Source organism: Cryptosporangium sp. NPDC048952 (assembly GCF_043197895.1).
GTDB lineage: Bacteria > Actinomycetota > Actinomycetes > Mycobacteriales > Cryptosporangiaceae > Cryptosporangium.
Map to the genome: position 1 here is coordinate 75,257 of NZ_JBICTY010000013.1, position 18,780 is coordinate 94,036.

The 18,780-nt window shown below is 68.2% G+C and carries 17 protein-coding genes and 3 pseudogenes; 11 read left to right on the plus strand and 9 right to left on the minus strand.

Annotation, left to right across the window (positions count from 1 at the left end; genetic code table 11):
• The first annotated feature begins 144 nt into the window (after positions 1 to 144).
• The 3 genes from ACGFY5_RS44205 to ACGFY5_RS44215 all read left to right on the plus strand — a co-directional run bounded on the left by ACGFY5_RS44205 (position 145) and on the right by ACGFY5_RS44215 (position 3,560).
• Positions 145 to 1,398 (plus strand): sensor histidine kinase, encoded by a 1,254-nt coding sequence (locus tag ACGFY5_RS44205; RefSeq protein WP_392730986.1) that lies wholly within the window; start codon positions 145 to 147, stop codon positions 1,396 to 1,398.
• A complete protein-coding gene (locus ACGFY5_RS44210) occupies positions 1,395 to 2,150 on the plus strand; it encodes a response regulator (protein WP_392730987.1) in 756 nt (251 codons plus the stop codon). Before ACGFY5_RS44205 ends, ACGFY5_RS44210 begins: the two co-directional genes overlap by 4 nt.
• 651 nt (positions 2,151 to 2,801) lie before the next feature.
• Positions 2,802 to 3,560, plus strand: a complete 759-nt coding sequence (locus ACGFY5_RS44215; RefSeq protein WP_392730988.1) for a translation initiation factor IF-2 N-terminal domain-containing protein — start codon at positions 2,802 to 2,804, stop codon at positions 3,558 to 3,560.
• 188 nt (positions 3,561 to 3,748) lie between these two features.
• Here ACGFY5_RS44215 and ACGFY5_RS44220 read toward each other — a convergent pair whose 3' ends face one another.
• The 5 genes and pseudogenes from ACGFY5_RS44220 to ACGFY5_RS44240 all read right to left on the minus strand — a co-directional run bounded on the left by ACGFY5_RS44220 (position 3,749) and on the right by ACGFY5_RS44240 (position 6,469).
• Positions 3,749 to 4,201 (minus strand): ATP-binding cassette domain-containing protein, encoded by a 453-nt coding sequence (locus ACGFY5_RS44220; RefSeq protein ID WP_392730989.1) that lies wholly within the window; start codon positions 4,199 to 4,201, stop codon positions 3,749 to 3,751.
• A gap of 56 nt (positions 4,202 to 4,257) precedes the next feature.
• Positions 4,258 to 4,332: pseudogene (locus ACGFY5_RS44225) on the minus strand (ATP-binding cassette domain-containing protein); the annotation flags it as partial.
• Between the two features lie 69 nt (positions 4,333 to 4,401).
• Positions 4,402 to 5,160 carry an ATP-binding cassette domain-containing protein gene (locus ACGFY5_RS44230; protein ID WP_392730991.1) on the minus strand — a complete coding sequence of 253 codons (759 nt, stop codon included), beginning with the start codon at positions 5,158 to 5,160 and terminating at the stop codon, positions 4,402 to 4,404.
• Positions 5,157 to 6,014, minus strand: coding sequence for an ABC transporter permease (locus tag ACGFY5_RS44235; protein WP_392730993.1), 858 nt, complete (start codon positions 6,012 to 6,014; stop codon positions 5,157 to 5,159). The genes ACGFY5_RS44230 and ACGFY5_RS44235 overlap by 4 nt, the downstream gene beginning before the upstream one ends.
• A complete protein-coding gene (locus ACGFY5_RS44240; protein WP_392730995.1) occupies positions 6,011 to 6,469 on the minus strand; it encodes an ABC transporter permease subunit in 459 nt (152 codons plus the stop codon). The genes ACGFY5_RS44235 and ACGFY5_RS44240 overlap by 4 nt, the downstream gene beginning before the upstream one ends.
• A gap of 6 nt (positions 6,470 to 6,475) precedes the next feature.
• Here ACGFY5_RS44240 and ACGFY5_RS44245 point away from each other — a divergent pair, with 6 nt between their 5' ends.
• On the plus strand, positions 6,476 to 6,739 hold the full coding sequence (locus ACGFY5_RS44245) for a hypothetical protein (RefSeq protein ID WP_392730996.1): 264 nt from the start codon (positions 6,476 to 6,478) through the stop codon (positions 6,737 to 6,739).
• 204 nt (positions 6,740 to 6,943) lie between these two features.
• Here the strand turns inward: ACGFY5_RS44245 and ACGFY5_RS44250 are convergent, their stop codons facing one another.
• On the minus strand, positions 6,944 to 7,354 hold the full coding sequence (locus ACGFY5_RS44250; RefSeq protein ID WP_392730998.1) for a hypothetical protein: 411 nt from the start codon (positions 7,352 to 7,354) through the stop codon (positions 6,944 to 6,946).
• A 485-nt stretch (positions 7,355 to 7,839) separates the two neighbouring features.
• On the opposite strand from ACGFY5_RS44250, the pseudogene ACGFY5_RS44255 reads away from it, so the two are divergent.
• A pseudogene (locus tag ACGFY5_RS44255) lies at positions 7,840 to 8,076 on the plus strand (transposase); the annotation flags it as partial.
• 587 nt (positions 8,077 to 8,663) lie between these two features.
• Here the strand turns inward: ACGFY5_RS44255 and ACGFY5_RS44260 are convergent.
• Positions 8,664 to 9,266 carry an alpha/beta fold hydrolase gene (locus ACGFY5_RS44260; protein WP_392731035.1) on the minus strand — a complete coding sequence of 201 codons (603 nt, stop codon included), beginning with the start codon at positions 9,264 to 9,266 and terminating at the stop codon, positions 8,664 to 8,666.
• 1,343 nt (positions 9,267 to 10,609) lie between these two features.
• Between ACGFY5_RS44260 and ACGFY5_RS44265 the strand changes: the two genes are divergently transcribed.
• The 3 genes from ACGFY5_RS44265 (at position 10,610) to ACGFY5_RS44275 (ending at position 13,906) form a co-directional block, all read left to right on the plus strand.
• Positions 10,610 to 10,888: a hypothetical protein gene (locus ACGFY5_RS44265; RefSeq protein WP_392731000.1), complete on the plus strand. Its 279-nt coding sequence runs from the start codon at positions 10,610 to 10,612 to the stop codon at positions 10,886 to 10,888.
• Positions 10,889 to 11,224: 336 nt separating this feature from the next.
• Positions 11,225 to 12,268, plus strand: coding sequence for a multiple monosaccharide ABC transporter substrate-binding protein (gene chvE, locus ACGFY5_RS44270; protein WP_392731037.1), 1,044 nt, complete (start codon positions 11,225 to 11,227; stop codon positions 12,266 to 12,268).
• Between the two features lie 24 nt (positions 12,269 to 12,292).
• Complete coding sequence (locus tag ACGFY5_RS44275; RefSeq protein ID WP_392731002.1) at positions 12,293 to 13,906, plus strand: methyl-accepting chemotaxis protein; 1,614 nt, start codon at positions 12,293 to 12,295, stop codon at positions 13,904 to 13,906.
• Positions 13,907 to 13,996: 90 nt separating this feature from the next.
• Here ACGFY5_RS44275 and ACGFY5_RS44280 read toward each other — a convergent pair whose 3' ends face one another.
• Positions 13,997 to 14,179: an Asp23/Gls24 family envelope stress response protein gene (locus tag ACGFY5_RS44280; protein ID WP_392731004.1), complete on the minus strand. Its 183-nt coding sequence runs from the start codon at positions 14,177 to 14,179 to the stop codon at positions 13,997 to 13,999.
• A gap of 282 nt (positions 14,180 to 14,461) precedes the next feature.
• Between ACGFY5_RS44280 and ACGFY5_RS44285 the strand changes: the two genes are divergently transcribed.
• From ACGFY5_RS44285 to ACGFY5_RS44295, 3 genes and pseudogenes are all read left to right on the plus strand, one after another.
• Positions 14,462 to 14,821: a hypothetical protein gene (locus tag ACGFY5_RS44285; protein ID WP_392731005.1), complete on the plus strand. Its 360-nt coding sequence runs from the start codon at positions 14,462 to 14,464 to the stop codon at positions 14,819 to 14,821.
• Positions 14,822 to 15,351: 530 nt separating this feature from the next.
• Positions 15,352 to 15,951, plus strand: a pseudogene (locus ACGFY5_RS44290) (diguanylate cyclase domain-containing protein); the annotation flags it as partial.
• Positions 15,952 to 15,984: 33 nt separating this feature from the next.
• Entirely contained in the window at positions 15,985 to 16,593 is a 609-nt protein-coding gene (locus ACGFY5_RS44295) for an EAL domain-containing protein (RefSeq protein ID WP_392731038.1), read from the plus strand.
• 1,245 nt (positions 16,594 to 17,838) lie between these two features.
• Here ACGFY5_RS44295 and ACGFY5_RS44300 read toward each other — a convergent pair.
• A complete protein-coding gene (locus ACGFY5_RS44300; RefSeq protein ID WP_392731007.1) occupies positions 17,839 to 18,669 on the minus strand; it encodes a transporter substrate-binding domain-containing protein in 831 nt (276 codons plus the stop codon).
• Positions 18,670 to 18,780 lie beyond the last annotated feature (111 nt).

Here is an 18,780-nt window from a genome sequence, read left to right on the forward strand (position 1 = left end):
CCGGTATCGAGCCAGCAGTTTGCCCTTCCCCTGCGCAAGCCAAGGCACCTGTCATTTCAACGTTAGAACCACTACGTTTAACGGCGGCCACCCGAATCTGCCGGCTGCCCCATCTCTTCCCCGGGTTGGCATTCGTTGAGGATCGTGTTGCGCGAAGCGGGTCTCGCGTTTGCTTTCTGCCTCATGGACCTGGCGGTGTACTGGGACCCGCTTCCCGTAGCCGGCCGCCCTGCCGAGCAGGCGGAGATCGTGGCCTTCGCGCTCCTCGGCTACCTGCCGCTGGTCTGGCGTCGCCGGGCGCCCGTCCTGGTGTTCTGGTGGCTGTGGCTGCACGGGTCTTTGCTCAGTGGCGCGCTCTTGTATCTGGTCGCGCCCGGATACCTGCCGCTGACCGGGATGCTGCTGGCGGTCTACACCGTCGCGACGCAGGCTTCGCGCCGGACCAGCCTGATCGTGCTGGCCGCGATGATCGTCCCGGCGCTCCGCGACGGCGCTTACCACGCGTACGTGGCATTGCTGTCCGGGCAAGCCGTGAAGTATTTCCTGATTCAGACTGCTTTGCACGCGGTGTACGCGTTCGTGGCGTGGAACGTCGGCCGCGCGCGGCTGCTGGCCGATCTCAACGCCCGCCGCGACGTCGAGGCCCGGGAGGCGGTCATGCTCGAGCGGCTCTCGATCGCCCGGGAGCTGCACGACATCGTGGCCCATGCGGTCACAATCATGGTGCTGCACACCGCTGGTGCACGGCGCCTGCTGACCCTCCAGCCCGACCGCGCCACCGCCGCGCTGGACCAGTCCGAGACCATGGGCCGGCAGGCCATGGACGAGCTGCGGCGGATGCTCGTAGTCCTGCGGGGCGCCCCCACCCGAGGGGGGCCGGCACCCACGGATTCGGCGATGCCAGAGCGACCTGCACTGCACGGGTCGGGCTGGCCGGCCCGGTCGGCCCGGCCAGAGTGGCAGGCCGGGGGAAGTCCTGGCCTGGCCGACCTGCCCGCGCTGACCAACCGCATCAGCGCCGCCGGCGTGTCCGTCGAGTTGGCCGTGCACGGCGACACTTCCGCCGTCCCCCCCGAGGTCCAGCTGGTCGCCTTCCGGGTCGCCCAGGAGGCGCTCACCAACGTGACCCGGCACGCGGGTCCCGGGGCGGCCGCGACACTCACCGCCCACTGCGCCGGCGAGGTTCTCGCGCTGAGTGTTGTGGATGACGGTCGCGGCGACCCGCAGCTGGCACTGCTCGGGCTGTCCACCGGCCACGGACTACGCGGCTTGGAGGAACGCGTCATCCAGACCGGCGGCACGCTGACCTACGGGCCGCAGCCCACAGGCGGATACGCGGTCACCGCCCGCCTGCCGATCCGCGCCGGCCTCCTGCCCACGCTGGCGGTGACACCATGACCGCTCCAACCCCGGCCCCCTTTCAAGCCTCGGATCAACCCCAGTCGCAGCGCACCACCCCGATCCGCGTGCTGCTGGTCGACGACGAACACCTCATGCGCAGCGGCATCGCCATGATCCTCGACGCCGAACCCGACATCGACGTCGTCGCGCAAGCCTCCAACGGCGCCGAAGCACTCCAACGCGCCCACGACTGCCACCCCACCGTGGTCGTCATGGACGTCGGAATGCCCGTCATGGACGGCGTCGAAGCCACCCAACGACTGACCACCGACGGCTTCACCGGCAACCCCGACCAACCCGTCCGGGTCCTCATCCTCACCACCTTCCGCGCCGACGAAGCCGTCTACCGGGCCCTACGCGCCGGCGCGTCCGGATTCGTCCTCAAAGACACCGCCCCCGCACAACTGGTGAAAGCAGTGCAGACCATCGCCGCCGGCGACGCGTGGCTCGACCCCCAAGTCACCGGCCCGCTAATCACCGAATTCGCCGCCCGCCCCGAACGCCACACCCTCACCCCGGCCGAACTCCAAGGGCTCACCACCCGTGAACGCGACGTCCTGATCCTGATCGCCCACGGCCTGTCCAACACCGAAATCGCCGCGCACCTGTTCATCGGCGAAGCCACCGTCAAAACCCACTTCAGCCGCATCCTGATCAAACTCGGCCTCCGCGACCGCGCTCAAGCCATCGCCGCGGCCTTCCACACCGGGCTGGTCAAACCCGGATCCGCCCTCCCGCCACCAGGCTGACGAGGCCGCCCAGCGCGTTCCACCAGAACCGCCCTCGGCGCTGCCCGCAGTGGCCAAGCGGGACTTCCCCACCCGGATCGACACGGCGACCGGTACCTGCCCCGCGGTGCAGTCTGGTGTCGCAGCGGCGGCGGCCAGCCTGGCAGTGCCGATCGCGGGGAGCGATCCCGCCGACTGGCGAGTCACGATCGGAGTGTGGGCCGGCCTCGCGGTCCTGGCGCTGGTCGTGTTCTCGGCCGGTGAATGCGCCCAACCCCGAACACGAGTTGTGCCTTGCTGTCGAGCGCGTAGGAAGCACCATGCGCCAGAGGAATTCGTGCGATACAACCACGCGAGTAAGGCAAGGCGTTAACGGTAGAGCGGGTTGGCGGACGACATGAGGCCGATCCTGCGTCGGATCGTCTGTCTGAAACCCACACACGGCCGCGAAGCACACGCTCCGACACTCCGTCGGACATCCACAAAGGATCAGCCGTCCAGCCGTTGCTGGTGCAGGATCGCGCGGGAAACCTGGAATCGAGCCCACTCGTACATGTGTTTGACGTAGGGGTGGCGCTCAGGCATCGATGTTCCCGCGCAGGGGCGTGCGCGGATACCGATGCTGCTGGTGGTTCAACGTCGGCGCTTGATGCCGGCTTCACTGTTCGGCCGGTGTCTTTCATAGGCGTCGTTTCAACGCAACCAAATGGAGCGAGTTTAACCGCACCAATTCGGCGTTCCGTCCCTCTCACGGCAACGACGAACCCCTCTCGGCGCGTACATGAACTTGCGCAGAGGCTGGCAATCACGAGCAAAGATGTCATTGCCGCCGCAACGACCGTCGGCATAACCGTCAGGAGCGCCTCCAGTGTTCTCGACTCGCGGGCCGTGGAACTGATCCGTGAGCACATCACGCAGTCGCTGACTTCCGAGATCGAGGCACGAGACTCTCGCGCGAGCGCCCTTGGTCCGGGCGGTCCACGTCCAGGTCCACGTCCGGGACCGCGCCCGGCACCGCCCTGGCCACGTCCCGAGAGCAGCGGTCCTCGGCCGGTCAGCGCTACCGGATGGCGCGTAGCGCCCCATCCACGGTTTGGCCAGCGGCGGAGGCGCCCGACCGGGCCGCCGCTCACCGGCTACGCGGCCGACATCGTCAACCAGCCTCCCGGCTTCTACCCCGACCAGGCGCAGCAGCTCGGCCTGGAGTGGGGCGGGGCCTTCATCGAGCTGAACGAGGCGCGGGAATGGTGGGCAGCCGGAATCAGCCCGCGTGAAGTGGAAGGCGCCGTTCTCTTGCGGGAGAACGGAATTCGGCCTGAGCACCTGACGATATCCGTGCGGAAGGAAACCATTCTGGAGAGGCTCCGCGCGGGGATTCCGGTGGAGCATCTGGTCACGGTTCTGCGCGCTGCGGGTCACTTGCCCGAATAGGGGTGCAGTAGACTGGCGCGGTCGCCGAGAGATCACCCTTGGCGACCGCGCCAGGGACGTCGTCGTTCTGCGGAGCCTGTCCTATTCGGGGACTGTGGCGTTCACGGCCACCAGGATCGTCAGGTCCTGCGAGACCTCGTCTGTCGACTGCTGCGACGCACTCGCTAGCAATGCCGTAGCCGGAGCGGTCACTCCTGGAGCCGGTCGGCGGTCATCGTGAGAACGCGGGAGGCGACCCGGGACAGCCACGCCTCGTCGTGGCTGACCACCAGCACCGCCGTTCCCGCGCCGGCGAACAGCTCGCCGAGGGCGGCGCCAGTGATCACGTCCTGGCGGGAGGCCGGTTCGTCGGCGACGAGCAGCCCGGGCTCGGCCGCGAGCGCCCGTAGCACGGCGACCCGCTGACACTGCCCGCCGGACAGTTCCCCGGGACGCGCGTCCAGCCGCCCGGCGTCCAGGCCGACGCGGGCAAGCTGTTCTTCCGCGTAGGCACGCCGCTCCGCCCGGCCGGCCGATAGCAGCGGCTCGGTGATGGTCCGCCAGATCGGCAGCGCGGGTCGAGGCTGGCGTAGGGATCCTGGAAGACCGGCATCACATAGCCCGCCTGGGGATACCGCGGCCCGCGCCCCTTCCCCGCCCATACCGCGACGCCGTCGAAGGTGACCGTTCCGGTGTCCGGGCGTTCCAGGCCGGCGACCAGCCTCAGCAGCGTCGACTTACCGCAGCCGGACGGGCCGCGGACACCGACGATCTCGCCGGGCTCGACGCTCAGCGAGACCGCGTCGACCGCCGCCGCCCCCGGGGCGTAAGGAGCGGGTGACGGCCTCGACCGCGACGACGCTCATGGCGTCACCGCCGGCGCGGTCGCGGCCAGCAAGGTGCGGGTGTAGGCATGCGCCGGTGCCTCCAGCAGCCGGGTGGCGGTGCCGTGTTCGACGAACTCGCCGTCTCGCATCACCGCGATCCTGTCGGCGTGCCGGGCGACCAGCCGCAGGTCGTGGCTGATCAACAGGATCGCCGACCCGGTCCCGCGCAACGTCCGCAACGCGTCGTCGGCCAGGTCGGCGTCGAGGGCGCTGGTGGGTTCGTCGGCCACGATCAGCGGCGGGTCGTGGGCCGTGGCCGCGGCGATCGACGCGCGTTGCAGCATGCCGCCCGACCACGCGGCGGGCCGGTCCCGAAGCCGGGCGGCCGCGTCGGCCACACCGAGGGCCGCGACCCGATCACCGACATCCTTCGGCGGGCGCAGCCGGTGATACCGCCAGGCCTGGCGGACGCGGTCACCGACCGACCGCAACGGATCGAACACCGCATACGGGTCCTGGGCGACGTAGCCGGCGCGGCGCCCGCGCAGGGCCTTCAGCGCCGCGCCGCCGACCGGCAGAACCGTTCCGCCGACCGATACCCGTCCCGTGACCACGGCACCGGTCGGCAGAATCTGCAGGATCGTGTTCGCCAGCGTGGTCTTGCCGCAGCCGGATTCGCCGATCACCGCGACGCACTCGCCCGGCCCGATCGTCAGGCTGACGCCGCGCGCGGCCTCCGTCCCCCCGGCGTAGCGGACCCGCACGTCGTCCAGTTCCAGCACAGCAGCGCTCACCCCACCTTCCCTCGTTCGGAGCCGAGCCGCGCCGGCGGGCATCGCAGCTGCGGTGCGTCGTGCCCACCAGGCGAGCGCGGGACTGGCCGGGTCACGGACAGGGCATCGCGGAGGGCTTCGCTGCCGAGCATCGCGACGGCGACGGTCAGCGCGATCATCACCGCGGGTCCGATCGCGAGCCACGGCACGATCGCCAGGTCACCGCGGCTGTCGGCGAGCATCTGCCCGAGCTGCGCGGTGGACGGCTGCGCGCCGAGCCCGATGAACGACAGCCCTGCCAAGGAGAGCACGACGGCGCCGAAGCCGGTCGCGGACAGCACCAGCACGTGGGCCAGCACATGCGTGAGCAGAACCCGCGCATCGCCGACCCCGGCCATGCGGGCGGCCGCGACGTCGAGCCGGGAATGCGCGGCCAGCACCAACGCCCGGGTGACCCGGTCCAGCACGCCCCCCTGGGTCACCACCAGCGCCAGCAACAGGTTGACCCGCCCCACCCCCAGTGCACCGACGATCGCCAAGGCGATCACCAGATCGGGAAACCCGAGCATCACGTCGATCACCCGGCTGAGCACGGCGTCAAGCCAGCCCCGGTAATAGCCCGCGACGCCGCCGATCAGCAGCCCGAGCAGCATGGTCGCCCCGGCCACCGTCAGGGCGTCGGCCAGCGACGAGCGGGTCGCCACCAACGTGCGGGTCAGGACGTCCCTACCGGCCGCGTCGGTACCCAGCCAATGCTCCGCGCCCGGCGCCGCCAATTGCGCGGCGAAGTTCGTCGCGTCCGGGTCACCGACGAACAGCGGCCCGCCGAACCCGAGCAGCACCACCAGCGCCGCCAGCCCGAGACCCCACTTCATGCCGTCACCAGACGCCGGTCCAGGCGCATCGCGACCAGATCCACGATCAGGCTCACGACCACGTACGCGGCGACCGCGAGCAGCGTGAAGCCCTGGACGACCGGCACGTCCCGCGCGGTGATCGCCTCGACCGCGTACCGGCCGACGCCCGGCCAGGTGAACACCGTCTCGATGATCGGCGCCCCGGCCAGCAGCGCCGCCGACCCGGTGCCGACCAGCGCGAGGAACGGCACCAGCGCGTTGGGCGGCGCGTGGCGCACCAGCCGCCGGAACGACGACGCGCCGCGCGCCTGGGCCGCCCGCAGGTACGGCGCATCCATCGCGTCCAGCAGCCCAGCACGCAGCGACCGAGTCCACCTGTCCACCAGCAACAGGCACAACCCCACCCCCGGCAGCGACGCTGTCCGCCACGTGCCGTCGGCCAGCAGCCGGAAATGCCCCCAACGCAGCACCACAGGTCGATGAGCAACGTGGCCACCAGGAAGCCCGGCACCACCGCGAGTACCACGCACCCGGCGCGGATCAGCCCGTCGGGCCACCGCCGCGCGAACGCGGCAGCCAGCAACGCGAAGAACACCGCGCACACCAACCCCAGGCCGAGTGCCACGACGGTGAGCAGCACGGTGGCCGGCAGGCGATGCCCGAGCTCGGCCGTGACCGCCCGGCCGCTGGTCCACGACGTGCCGAGATCACCCCGGAGGGCGTCGGCGAGCCAGGCGGCGTAGCGCACCGGGGCGGGCCGGTCGAGGCCGAGCGACGCGCGTTCGGCTTCGACCTGCACGACGGTCGGGTGGTCCATCCCGCGCGACTCCAGGATCCGCCGCGCGGGATCCCCGGGCGCGAGCAGCTGGAGACCCCAGATCGGCAGGCTGGCGGCGAGCAGGGTGCCCGCCGCCTGCCCCAACCGGCGCGCGATCGTCACGAGGCGCTCATGAGTAGGACGTCGGCCAGAGGTTGGCCACCGGCACCTGGTAGTCGGCGGCGAGGCCGGGGCGGATCACGACCGGGGTGCGCTTGTAGGCCAGGTACCAGCTGAACGCCTGCATGGTGACGATCCGCTGCTGGGCCTGCTCCAGGAGGGTGTTGCGGCGCGGGTCTGCCTCCGGGAGCTGACGGATGCGGTCGATCAGCGCGTCGAGCTGCGCGTCGGAGATGCCGCCGTAGTTGTCGGCGCCGTCGCTGCGGTAGTAGTCGACCAGCAGCCGCGCCGGGTCGGTGCCGGTCATGCCCAGCGCGCTGTGCATCGAGATGCCCAGATCCCAGCCAGTGTCGGCTCCGAGCGCGTCGGTGACGTCGTCGACCTCACGGATCTTCAGATCGACGCCGACGGCCTTGAGCACGAACGCCGGATACAGGCCGCGCGAGGTGTCGTACAGTCAGGCCGTCGCGGCCCAGGCGACCACCAGGCTCGAGTCGCATCAGGGCAGGCTCCGTCGAGCCCGACGCTTTGCCGCCCCGCGTTAGCACGTCTCACGGCGCAATATCTCTCGGGCTGCGTCAACCAACCCCCATACCGTGTCCTCCGGGTTCTCATGGAGTCGCCCGAGATCGTCGGCGAATCTGTCGAGCTTGACCTCAAGGACGCGTCGGCCGGGATGCGGCCGGCAAGACCCGCCACCGCGTGGCCGCCGAGCTCATCGCAGATCTAGAGCGGGTCTACCGGCGCAGGGAAGCCGCGGACAAGGAACTCGATGCGTTGGTACTCGCCGCCGGGACCAGCCTGATTAATCTGCGCGCATCGGCCCGTGCGGGGCCGCGCGCTTGCTGGTCGAGGTTGGTGACGTCACCTGTTTCCTGACTAAGGCGCACTTGCCGATCATGGACCCGAGCCGCGCCGATCGACGCCTCCTCCGGCGACCAGGCCCGGCATCGGCTCTCCCGCGGCGGCAACCGGCAGATCAACCGGGTGCTCCACATCATGGCCACCGTCCAGCCACGCAACGTCACAGACGGACGGGACCACCACTACCGTCGCAAGTCCGACGGCAAGACCTCAAGGGAAGCTATGCGCGCGCTCACACGGCGGCTCTCCGACGTCGTTTACCAGCACGATGCTCCATGACGTGCTCAACGGCGTCGGCGCCGAAGGGACAGGCCCGGAAGGACAACCGGGGACGACTACTGACTCTAGCGCGACCGGCTCGCATCCGACGTCGGCACTTCGGAAAGCCACTTCTCGGACTCGCCGACCACCAGCCCGGAACGGCCGCAATCGCCGCTGTCACCCCGGACCCGCCGTCGTTGACGGCTCGGACGCAGCTCTGCGACAGTTCGCCGTGCCACCGCGGCTCACTGCCACTTGTCTCACACAGCACGGCATCGGCCCGGAGCGGACCAAGCCCCGGGCTGATGCCGTCTTCCGGACTCTGCCGCAACGCCCCGCCCTCACCGCTCGACGCCGAACACGGACTCGGCCCCGTCACTCACTCGGCAAGCCGGAAGGCGAGCTTCCGGAGACGGAGCTGTGAGACTTCCCTGGATAGGCATCGGCGAGGTCGGTCAGCGTAGAGGTCAGCCACCGACTCGCCGGTGGAGCGGCCGCGCAGTGTCGCTTGCTTCCCGGGACGAGTGTCTTTCCGACAACCGATCCTGCGAACACGTCGAGGCTCCACCGTTGCGGGATGACCCGCGGTCGAGGCGAGCCATCGGTCAAGTTGCTACGCCGTCCACGAACTGGCGGATAGCGGCGATCGTCGCCGCCGGGGCGCTCATGTGCGGGAAGTGTCCGGTTGCGCCTTCGAGAATTACCAGTTCGCTGCCGGGTATGTGCTGATGCAGATAATCGCTGGCCGACATCGGCACCAGGACGTCCTCTTTGCACTGCATGACGAGCGTCGGAAGCCGCACCCGCGCGAGATCAGCGCGGTGGTCCAGCAGAAACGTGGCCCGGGCGAACCGCAACGCGATCTCCGGATCGACCTTTCTGAAGCTGTGCAGCAGTTCGTCCGCCAATTCCGGCTGGTCGGGATTGGCCATCGCCGCCGGTGCGGTCGCCTCGGCCCAGGCCAAGTAATTGCTTTCGATCGTGCCGAGCAGTTGGTCGATATCGGCGCGAGTGAATCCGCCCGTATAGTCGTCATCGTTGAGGTACCGCGGTGACGTGCCGATCAGGACGAGTCGTTCGACGCGGTCCGGCACGGCCAGCGCCGCCAGCAGACTGATCATCCCGCCCACCGAGTGCCCTACTAAGGTCACGCCGCTGAGGTCGAGTTCCGAGAGAATGGATCGCAGATCCTCGACGTATCCCGTCAGCGTCTCTTACCGCTCCGGGGGATAAGACGACACGTCCCCGCAGTCGTCGCCGATGAAGTCGAACAGTACGAGACGATGGTCCGCTGTGAGGCCGGGTGTGATGTAAAGCCATAGTTCTTGGTATGCGCCGTAGCCTGGAGCGAACACCAGGGTCGGCTCGTCCTCTGCACCGACGACCGAGACCTTGTGTCGCGATAGAACATTCACTCGAATCATCCTTCGACCAGTCCGACTGTGCGCTGGCGACCTGTAATGCATTGATTACGTGGCGTCGCGAGTCAATTACTATCGTTGCCGGTCGGCTCTGCAAACGGTTTTCCTGACCGCCGTCCGGGGGCATCTCATCTTTCCCCTGCCGAGCGATGGTATCCGCGGTTGTGGAGGCGGTCTCGTCTCCCCGTCCGGCGATTACGCTGGCCCGAGGCGGCGGGCCGACATTCATCCATCACAACCAGACCGTCGACGAGCCCGCCGGGACGGCGCAGGCGGCCAAGCGACATGAGGCCCGGCTCCGGCACACGGACATCAAACGTCCAGCCGTCCGCCTCGTGTCAGTGCTCTGCTGGCGCCTCCCAGCGGGCCGTCGCGTGGACACCGACAACGGCGCCGACCGAGCGGCGTGAACGCGACGTCGTTCGGTTGCCGTAATTCCACTCTGGTCCGGGGTCGACGCGACCGGATGGCGACGGAGCAAGCGGTGTGGCCTCCGCCATCGGCAGGAAGCAGCTCGCGGGGACATCGGCGAGCCGCTCTCGTCGCACCCGGACGTGAGGTTGTTCGACACCATGTGCAGGTAACCGAAGTCGATTCCGGCGAGGTGGGCGGCGCGGCCCGTGCGGCCGGTTTCCACCATCGAAATACTCGTCGCGGTACGCCCACCCGAACCGGCTCCGCCATCCCACCCGACTTGACCCGATCGACGCGAAACTCCCCAACGACTCTCGCTGAGCAGCGGACCCATCTCACGCGCCCGCCCCGACGAGACGATCCGGCCGTGACGCTGGGTGATGTGACCCCGAGGAAGAAGCCCGAGCCGTCAGCCGAGGCGGAACTGGTGCGGCTGGCCCTGGAGCAGGGCCCGTCGTCGACCGGCCCGGACGGCTGCTCGAACAGCGGCCCAAGACGGCCCTCGGGACAGCGTTGAACGAGGAGCCGAGCGAGCACCTCGGTCACGCGAAAGGCGGCCGGCCTGAGCAGCCCGGCGGGAATGTGCGCCACGGAACCCGCCGCGGCCGGCTGTCGCTCATCGGGCCGGACAGCTTCCTCGCTGACCGTGCGGATCGGGCGGCGGGGGACCAGAATGCCCACAGACGCTTGCGGTCGATTGTGGATGGAGACGACTCATGGATGATCATCTCGGGGCCGACTTGGACGGGTATGCGATCGTTGCTGGTCATTGGCCACTTGTCGGTCCTTACAGCCCGCTCCGCACCACGTACGCCGCGCAGGCTGTACGAGCCGTCGCCGCGTATCTCGGGCACGCAGTTGTCGCCAAAGACGGCTTGGTCACGCCAAAGGACACCGAGGTCGTCCTGGCAGACCTGCGGGCGGCTTCGGAAAGGCTCGTCCAGGTCATCGTGTCGGTGGAGGAGCGCAGCAGGCAGGCGAACGCTACGGGATGAGCGCCTTCCTCCGCGGGCGTGCCAGTCGTCCGCACCGATGCCTGCCGACTGTTTCGCGCGTGTCGACCGAGTGGCTCCGCATCAGGCCATCGTGACGCCCCGTCGTGACGACGGTAGCCTGGTCGGTGGCGTATCAGTCCTTCGCGCAGCCGAGAGACGGCTGGTACCTCCCAGTCTCGGGAGCTCTAGCTGCCGAGGCCGAGGGACGGGTTGAGCGGACAGAGCGAACGACATCGGAAAAGACCTCAGGTAGCCAGGGCAAAGCCCGATCAGGCGAGTATGCCGTTCGTTACCCGAAACGTTGGCGTGCCGTTGCTGTCAATGGCATTTGTCGCGATGATGTTCACCACCACGGCATGTTCGGACTCCGCGACCGAATTGATTGCGGCCCCCGATCGGGGTGTCGTCGGCCTGGCCATGCCGACAAAGGAGTCGGCACGGTGGATCGGTGACGGCGAAAACATGGTCCGGCAATTCACGCTGCTCGGATACCGCACAGATCTGCAGTACGCCGGCGACAATGTGCAGACGCAGATCGACCAGATCGAGACCATGGTGGAGCGCGGCGACAAGGCGCTCGTGGTCGGAGCGATCAACGGCAGCGCACTCAAGGACGTACTGACGAAGGCCGCTGCAGCCGACATCCCGGTGATTTCGTACGACCGGCTGATCCGGGACTCCGCGAACATCGACTATTACGCCACCTTCGACAACTACCGAGTCGGCGTCTTGCAAGGTACGTACATCGTGGACAAGCTCGGGCTGAAGCGCGGTCACGGACCGTTCAACCTCGAACTGTTCGCCGGTTCTGCTGACGACAACAACGCGACCTTCTTCTTCAACGGGGCGATGAGCGTGCTCCGCCCGTACATCGGCAGCGGCCGCCTCGTCGTCCGGAGCGGGCAGACGTCGTTCGCGGCGGTCGCCACCCAGCGGTGGGACGCGACGGTGGCGCGGCAGCGGATGGCCCGCATCCTCGCCGCCTCCTACGGATCCGCTCACCTCGACGCGGTGCTCTCGCCGTACGACGGCATCAGTCGGGGCATCCTGGAGGCGGTGAAGGCTTCGGGCTATCGCGGTTCAAACCTGCCGATACTCACTGGTCAGGATGCCGAGCTGGACTCGGTAAAGCTCATCGCCGCCGGTCAACAAGGGCAGACCGTGTACAAGGACAGCCGTGAACTGGCGAAGGTCGCCGTACAGATGACGAACTCGCTGCTGACCGGCGGTACCCCCGAGGTCAACGACACCAAGCAGTACAACAACGGCGTCAAGACAGTGCCGACGTTCCTTCTCCAACCGGTGAACGTCGACAAGTCGAATTACCAGCGGGTCCTCGTCGAGGGCGGCTACTACACCGCCGACCAGCTAGCAGCCTGACAGCGAAACACCCAGGAGCACGCAATGAACGGATCCGCTCCGCAGAACGGGCCGAAGCGTCGGTCGCTGGCCGGCCGATTCTTTGACCTTCCGGTTCGCACCAAGCTGGGCGCCCTCGTGGGCGCGAGCTTGGTCGCACTCGCCACCTGCTTGGTGGTGACGACGGCGAGCGATCAGATCGCCGACATCACCGCGACACGGCTCCGGAACGTCAATGAAGCCAGCGCGCTGGTGCTGCAGCTCGATCGCCAGGCAACCGAACTGAAGAGCAGCGCTCTCCAGGCGGTCGTCCGCAGCGACCCCGCCACACAGCAGGCGCTTCTCGCTGATCGGGTAGGTGCGGCCGATCAACTGCTCGGTCGCTTGGAGGCCGTTGAGCTGCCGACGTCCTTGTCGAGCGCGGTATCCCGGATCAAGACCGCGTACGGCGACTACACGACGGTGGTCACCCGCTTCGTGAAGGGCGCCGCGGTCGACCCGACCGGAGCTCGGAGCGCCTGGGGCCAGATCGGCATCGACAACTACCTGACCAGCACCGTCCTGGAGAACGAGCGGACGCTGTTCGCGCGCACGATCAGCGCGGAGGAGGACGCGTCTGCCACGAGCCGACAGAACGCGCAGTACATCCTCTGGGCCACAGCAGCGGCGACCGCACTCCTCCTCTGCCTGCTGGCCCGGTTCGTGGTGCTCTCGATCACCAGACCACTACAGAGGGTGCGGTTGGCGCTCGCGGCGATGGCCGGTGGTGACCTCACGGTCCGCGCGGAAATCTCCTCCCGGGATGAAGTGGGCCAGATGGCGCATGCGCTGGACGAGGCTCAGTCCGGTGTCCGCAGCATGATCGCGGCCGTCTCCGACTCGGCGTTCCAAGTCGCCGCTGCCGCCGAGCAGATGTCGTCGACGTCCAGCCTGATCGAAGCGTCGGCCCAGGACGCGTCCGGCCAGGCGCAGGGCGCGGCTGAAGCCGCGGCGCAGGTATCCGACAACGTTCAGACCGTGGCGCGGGGCACCGAGGAAATGGGGCTCTCAATCCGCGAAATCGCCCATAACGCGACCGAGGCGGCGCGGGTGGCAAGCCAGGCCGTCGGCGTCGCCAAGACGACAACGGAACAGATCGGAAAGCTCGGCCAGTCCTCTACCGAAATCGCCACGGTGGTCAAGGTGATCACGAGCATCGCCGAACAAACCAACCTGCTTGCACTCAACGCCACGATCGAAGCGGCGCGCGCGGGCGAGGCGGGCAAGGGCTTCGCCGTAGTCGCTAGCGAGGTCAAGGATCTGGCCCAGGAAACGGCGCGGGCAACTGAAGACATCGCGCAGCGGGTGGACGCGATCCAGTCGGACACCGAGGCGGCCATCGCAGCGATCGGTCAGATCAGCGAGGTTGTCACGCAGATCAACGACTTCCAGTCGACGATCGCCGGAGCAGTGGAGGAACAGACCGCGACCACGAGCGAGATGAATCGCAGCGTATCGGCGGCCGCCCAGGGGGCGGGTGGTATCGCAACCAATATCGCGGGCTTGGCGACCGCCACCCAGATCACCACCGAGGGCATCTCCCAATCCCAGACCGCGGTAGCCGAGCTGACCAGGATGGCCCAGCAACTACAGGCACTCACCACCCACTTTCGAAGCTGATCGATCTAGGACGGCCGTGGTGGCCGAACCGGCCGCCGTCCGGGGACAGTCGACAGTTTTGGGGGCAGTTCCCCGCCGAATGAGCGGACGTCATTCCTCCAGCACGTCATCGATGACTACGCTGACTTCGACGGGCCGAAGCCCGGTCAGTTCGCGCACACGATCGGTCACGGCTTGCCTGATGCGCTCGGCCAGCTCGTTGAGATCCAGCCCGTAGCTGGCGGCCACGGTGATCCGGAGGGCAGTGCTGATGCCGCTGACGCCGGCAATCACCCCTGGCTCCGTCGGTGACGAGCAGGCCACCGCAGGCGCCATCGCACGTCGCTCCAGAGCGCTATCCCATGCGTATCGCCCACCTCGAGCGCGAGGACATGTAGGCGGCGGCTCGTCCTCTGGATCGCGGAGACCGCAGACTGCAGATCGGTCGGGTCGCTGTTCTGTCGCGCCACCTGCCCGCGCCGCCGGGACGGGCATGCATTTGGCGAGGACTACTTGACTCTAGGCGTGCGCGTCCGATAGGCCCCTCCGAGACCAGCGGTGGAGGGGATCGCGCTCGTGTCCGAGGCCAGCTTTCCCCGCTCGGTGCGCTGGTCGCTGGCTGTCGCCGGTGGCCTGCTCGGATTCGATGTGGTCTGGCTCGTAGTCGGGCTCGGGCACGTGTGGGAGCACCCGGTGCTGGGCTGGGTGCCGTTGCCGGTCGGTGCGCTGCTGGCCGGCACCGCGTGCCTGCGGGTGGTCCGCGATGCCGCGGTGGACGACACGGCTCGGCGATTCTGGCGCCACCTGATGGTGGCCTGCGGCCTGTTCACCGCCGGCATCGTGGCCAACACCGTCGACGCTGTCGGCGGCGCGGCCCCCTCGCAGCGGGTGGGACCGGTCAGCCTCGCCTTCTACCTGGGGTACTCGGGCTGGTGATCTGGGCGCTGCTGCGCCTGCCGTCCTGGCAGCGCAGCCGCAGCGACTGGACTCGCTTCGGCCTCGACGCGCTGATGGTGCTGATCACCGCCGCCGCGGTGGTGTGGCACCTGTCGCTGCGCAACCATCAGGAGTGGATCGCCCAAACCGGCTCGGCCGGCGCCCAGATCTCCATCCTGGTGCTGGCCGCTCTCTCATTGGTCACCTTCGTCAAGGTCGCCTTCGCCGGCGCCGGCCGACTGGATCGCCGCGCCATCCGCATCCTCGCGGTCGGCAGCGCGACCAGCGCCGTGCTCGGCGACCTCTCACCCTTCCTCGTGGATCACCCCTACCTGTCCACCAGCCTGGTCGCGGTGCCGGTGGCGGCGCTGAGCATCCATCTGGCCGCCGTCCAGCAGCACGCCGGTGACGCGCCGCCTGCGCCGCGCCGCCGGCGGCGGCGGGTCAGCGTGCTGCCCTATCTGGCGGTCGTGGTCGCCGACGCGCTGCTGCTCCTGACCGGCACCGCGAACCCTGGCGAGACGGTCTTCATGGAGATCGTCGCGGTGACGCTCACGCTGCTGGTGATCGTCCGGCAAATTCTGGCGCTGCGGGACAACGACCGCCTCCTGACCACCGTCGACGCCCAGCTCAGCGATCTGGAGGACTACCAGGAACGCCTGGAGTTCCAGGCCACGCACGACAGCCTGACCGCCGTGGCCAACCGGGCCTACCTCGAACGTCACCTCGAGCAGACACTGGCCGACGGCCGCTCCCACTACCTGGCGCTCCTGGACGTTGACGATTTCAAGATCGTCAACGACCGGCTCGGCCACGGAGTCGGTGACCAGCTCCTCGTCGTGGTCACCACCCGGCTGACGAACGTCTGGGGCAACCGTGGCCTGGTCGCCCGGCTCGGCGGCGACGAGTTCGCCCTCGCCGTCCCTGTTCGCGCCGACGAGACGACGCCGAACGCGGACATCGAGGCACTCATCGACGACGTTCTCGCCGTCATGCGCGAGCCGACCGAACTCGGCGAACACACGATCGTCACCGGCACGAGTATCGGCCTGGCCACCAGCCGCCCGGGCGACACCCCGCAGGAGCTGCTCCGCCGCGCCGACGTCGCCATGTACACCGCGAAGGCCGCCGGCTGCGACCGCCGGCACTGGTTCGACCCCGCCATGGACGCCGCCGCCGACGAAACCGCCCGGCTCTCGGCCGACCTGCGCCACGCGCTCCCCGACGGCCAGATCTTCGCCCTCTACCAGCCGATCGTCGACCTCCTCACCGGCGCGACGATCGGCGGGGAAGTCCTGATGCGCTGGCGACACCCCGACCGCGGCCTCGTCCCACCGGACCTGTTCATTCCCGTCGCCGAACGCAACGGCAGCATCATCGAACTCGGCTACTGGGTGCTGCGGCACGCCTGCCGGCAAGCCGCTGCCTGGCAAACCACCCACGGCGCACTCGCACCCAGCAAGATCAGCGTCAACGTGTCCGCCCGCCAACTCGCCGAACCCGACTTCGCCGATCAGGTCCAGGCGATCCTGCACGAGACGGGCGCGGAGGCCTCCCGGCTCGTCCTCGAGGTCACCGAAACCGCCGTCCTCGCGACCGGCACCGCGATCTCCCAGCTACACCGGCTGCGCGCACCGACCCGCCAAGAACTCCGGCTGGCGATCGTCACCTGGATCGAAAAGACCTACCACCGCCGCCGACGCCAGAACGCTCTCGGGCGGCTGACCCCGATCGAATACGAGACACTCCACCACACCGCTCACGCGGCCTGACTCCGCTCAACCGCCGAAGTCAACTGAACTCTGGGCAGTCCCGGCTCGGGAAATCCTTGCTGCGACTTTCGGTTCCAAGATGCGGATCGGCAGAACGCTAGCCACTGACTGGATGCTGGGAGTGCGAAGGATCGCGGCCGGCGACTCTTGCACAAGTGAGGTGCGGCTGCCTGCGGATCTTGAGTTTGGGATGCGAGGACTCGAGGGTCAGGTCGCGATCGGCGTGGTGGCCGCTGGGCGAGGCGGTTTCCAACGGGGTCGAGCGGGTGTGCACTATGGACCCGGCGATGTCCACATATGCGGCCTTCCGCAGGCTGAGTGGGTGAGCGATTCGCACGAGATGACCGTCTTGCAGTCAGTCCGTCCGCAAGTCTGTTGCGGGCAGCGGCAGGTATACCGGTTGACCAATCCGACTGGACATGGCAGCCGCTGTCCGCCGGCGGCGCGCGGTGGCGTCAGGCTTTCCGGTTCGTCGACTACTTGCTTACCAAATCGATGGGACCCGTCTCGCCGCTGGTTGTCGGAGCGGCAGGCCAGCTACTAGCCGCCACTGCTCTGGCGGCTTTCTCCGCACCGCGGACGCCGAACCGAGCACCCGCGATCGACGAGACGCTCACCCGAACACCCTGCGCCGCGCCATCGTCTGCATCGAGGCCAATCCTGACCTCGCCCTGGCCCTTCCCGACATTGCCTGAGCAGCGCGCGTGACTCCGCGTGCGATTCAGATCGCCTTCCGCCGCCACCCCCATGTCGTACCTGCGGCGTGTACGCCTGGACCTGGCCCATGCGGATCTGCTTGCAGCCGCGCCGCGGGGGGACCACGGTCGCGGCCATCGCTGCCCGCTGGGGTTACACCCAACCCGGCCGGTTCGCCGCCGACTACCGCACCGCCTACGGTCACCCGCCGTCCCACACTTTGCGCATAAGCGAAGACTGAGATTCTCTTATGCCGACCCGCAGAATGAAAGTGTGGGTGCGTATTAGGCGGTTCCCGGCCGCCTCGACCGCACGCTGAAGTCGACGAGCCGCGGCGTGCCGGCCCTCCGAGGTTCACGCAGGCTTGGCCGTAGGGCCGCCGGTCGGTTCATGGATGGCGCGGCTAGCGCCCGCGCGCTCGCACATGGCAATCGTTTTATCCAGCCGGGCGACGGTCAGCTGCTCGCCGGAGCCATCCATGTTGTGGATTAACTCGGAGAGGCGGAGGACGTCAGGCCCAGGGACAGCGGCGCGAAGGTTCCGACAGAGTTAAGCGCCGCCATTGATCGCACCGGTGCGAAGTGCACCCTCGGTGACGGCCCATTTGGTGAGCAGCCTGTCGTAGGTTCCATCTTTGACCAGCACGTATAGCGCCGTCTGCATCGCCGTGGTCAGCGCCTTGCGATCCTTCGCAACGCCGATTCCGTAGGGAATTGCCTCGATCTGCGGTCCGGACAGTTCCAGGGTCGGCATCTTCTTTACGTCGAGCGCTGCGATCGGGAAGTCGTTCAGGGCGCTGTCGGCTCGGCCGTCCCGGACCGCTGAGGAGGGTTTGCTCGAGAGGACGACTGTCAGGGTCTTGGCGCCGCAGGAGTTGCTCTGCTGGCTGGCCATGTCGACAAAGACAGTGTCCGGCTGGACGGCTACACGCCGGCCGCACAGGCCCGGCATGCCGCCGATGTCACCGACCCCCTTCCGCACGACGATCGACGTCCCTGCGTTGAGGTAGTCAACGAAGTCCGCCTTCTGCTGCCGCTCGGCCCGATCGAACATTGAGGAGATCGAGAAGTCGAGCTGATGATCCTGCACTTGGACGAGTAGGTCCCCGAATGACACCGTCTGCCATTTCACGCGCATCCCGAGCTTGCCGGCGATCGCCTCGGCGATGTCGACGTCCAGCCCGGCATAGACGCCATCCTTGAGGAAGGTCATGGGTTCGAACGTCGGATCGGTGCCTCCGACGAGCTGTCCCGAGTCACGGACGGCAGCGGGCAGCGCCGCTGTGACCTCGGCGATCCGATCGATCGGTTCGGCCATCGGCGAGGCAGCGGAAGAACACGCGCTGGGGACGGACGTGGCCAGCACCAGAGCCACCAGCACCCTGACACTCTTGCTGGTCGACCCGCGACCTGGGTACGAACGCACACCGATGTATCGGCGCAGATGGGGTCGATCTTAGACTTAAGTCTCGCATTGACCGGCCGATGGATG